The organism is Neobacillus drentensis (genome assembly GCF_036965245.1).
Classification (GTDB): domain Bacteria; phylum Bacillota; class Bacilli; order Bacillales; family Cytobacillaceae; genus Neobacillus; species Neobacillus drentensis_G.
The window spans coordinates 1-2,271 of the sequence record NZ_JBALPG010000050.1 but is presented as its reverse complement, the minus strand read 5'-3'; the positions used below and the strand labels follow the sequence as shown (position 1 = coordinate 2,271).

Below are 2,271 nucleotides of genomic sequence, written 5' to 3'. Positions count from 1 at the left end.
AATCGGCGAGTTTTCTAATAAAAATTCTTTTACAGGACTTTTCCAATTAATTTCGGCGTTCGGATAATGTTCAAGTATTTTTTGATCCAAATAAAAAAAATCATCTTTTACCATCCCTTTAAGTGAGGCCGTGTTTTCTGGCCAAATAGAGATAGAGACGACGTCAAAGGTATTATTGACAGTTCCCATGTATTTTTCACCGGAAAATACTGCACCTTTGTAGGTAAGCTGGAAATTCCTTCTTACATCATTGTGATCAATAAACAAAAATCGTTTATGTTTACGTGCAGATTCAAGCTTTCGGGCCGATTGAAAAAGTAATTTTACCCCCAAGTAAAATAAAAAAATGATGAAAAATAACAATACGAAGCGCAGCAACCAAATCATGGCTAAGCCCCCTACACCTATTTTTCTTCTAATACGAACCAATAGCAAAAAAGTTTCAATCATTTCACATTTTGCTATAATTTTTCCATAAGGAGCGAATACTATGCAACTTGAAAAACTGTTTCAAATGCAAAAAGCATTGGATACCCATATTGAAGAAAAGCACGAGCTGCTGGATGAGGAATTATTTGAGAGAAAGGTTCTTGCATTACTTGTTGAAATTGGAGAATTGGCGAATGAAACCCGTTGTTTTAAGTTTTGGAGCGTGAAACCATCTTCCGCCAAAGACGTAATTTTAGAAGAGTTTGTCGACGGGGTTCATTTTATTTTGTCACTTGGGATTGAATGTGGTTTTGATCCGCAGCAGATAGAATTGAATGTACATGAGTCAACTTTGAATGTAACAGACCAGTTCCTCCGTATTTATGAACTAACTAGTAGTTTTCAGAAGTCAAAAAATTTATTAAGTTATATTGAATTGTTTAAAGCATATCTCCAGTTAGCAGAACTGTTAGGATTTTCACAGTTGGAAATAGAACAGGCATATTTTCATAAAAACGAAGTAAATTATCAAAGACAACAGAATAACTATTAGCAGGAAATTTGTGAATTTGCAGACTTTTTCCTGTATAATAAACGTACATTCATAAAAGGGGGCTAATAAATGGCAAAACTTGATGAAACATTAACGATGTTAAAAGATTTAACTGATGCCAAAGGGATTCCTGGCAATGAGCGTGAAGTGCGCGAAGTGATGAAGAATTACATAGAACCATTTGCTGATGAATTGACAACCGATGGACTTGGCAGTTTAATTGCTAAAAAGGTCGGGAAAGCCGGTGGTCCGAAAATTATGGTTGCCGGCCACTTAGATGAAGTCGGCTTCATGGTTACCCAAATCGATGACAAAGGATTTCTCCGTTTCCAAACAGTCGGTGGTTGGTGGGGCCAGGTTATGCTCGCACAACGGGTAACGGTTGTTACGAGAAAGGGCGACGTAACAGGGATTATTGGTTCAAAGCCTCCACATGTTCTTTCGGTAGAAGCGCGTAAAAAGCCGGTGGAAATTAAAGATATGTTTATTGACATCGGTGCTTCAAGCCGAGAGGAAGCTGGGGAGTGGGGTGTACGTCCAGGAGATATGGTTGTGCCATATTTCGAATTTACCGTCATGAACAATGAGAAAATGCTGTTGGCCAAAGCATGGGATAATCGCATTGGCTGTGCGATTGCGATTGATGTATTGAAGCAATTAAAAGGTGTGGATCATCCAAATGAGGTTTATGCTGTAGGAAATGTTCAGGAAGAGGTTGGTCTGCGCGGGGCAAAGACGGCTTCAGCAAAAATTAAACCTGATATCGGCTTTGCGGTTGATGTGGGTATTGCCGGCGACACACCTGGAATTACGGAAAAAGAGTCGATAAGTAAAATGGGCAAAGGACCTCAGGTAGTCATCTATGATGCATCGCTCGTAGCCCATAAAGGCTTGCGTGATTTTGTCACGGATACAGCGGATGAATTGAATATCCCATATCAATATGAATCGATTCCTGGCGGCGGAACAGATGCAGGCTCGATCCATGTAACACATAATGGCGTCCCTGCAATGGCGATTACTATTGCTACACGTTATATTCATTCACATGCAGCAATGCTTCACCGTGATGATTACGAAAATGCAGTTAAATTGATTGTCGAAGTCATCAAACGCTTAGACCGTGAGACAGTTGATAAAATTACCTTTGAATAAAAACTTTGAATCCTCGGCTGAATTTTTGGGCCGGGGATTTTTTCTGCTCTTTATGTGTGTTCATAGATTAGCCGTTAGACTGCCCGAATTCGCTGATAAAACTTGAAAATTCGCTGATAAACTGCCGAATTCGC

General features: G+C 39.5%; 3 protein-coding genes. 2 read left to right on the top strand and 1 reads right to left on the bottom strand.

The features are described 5' to 3' along the window. The coding region (locus V7150_RS12545) for a sigma-w pathway protein ysdB (protein ID WP_335518416.1) at positions 1-387 on the bottom strand (387 nt) is incomplete at its 3' end. Between the two features lie 103 nt (positions 388-490). On the opposite strand from V7150_RS12545, the gene V7150_RS12540 reads away from it, so the two are divergent. Both V7150_RS12540 and V7150_RS12535 read left to right on the top strand, forming a co-directional pair. Further along, a complete protein-coding gene (locus tag V7150_RS12540; RefSeq protein ID WP_335518414.1) occupies positions 491-982 on the top strand; it encodes a dUTP diphosphatase in 492 nt (163 codons plus the stop codon). Between the two features lie 69 nt (positions 983-1,051). Beyond that, entirely contained in the window at positions 1,052-2,137 is a 1,086-nt protein-coding gene (locus V7150_RS12535; protein ID WP_335518410.1) for a M42 family metallopeptidase, read from the top strand. Positions 2,138-2,271: the final 134 nt, after the last annotated feature.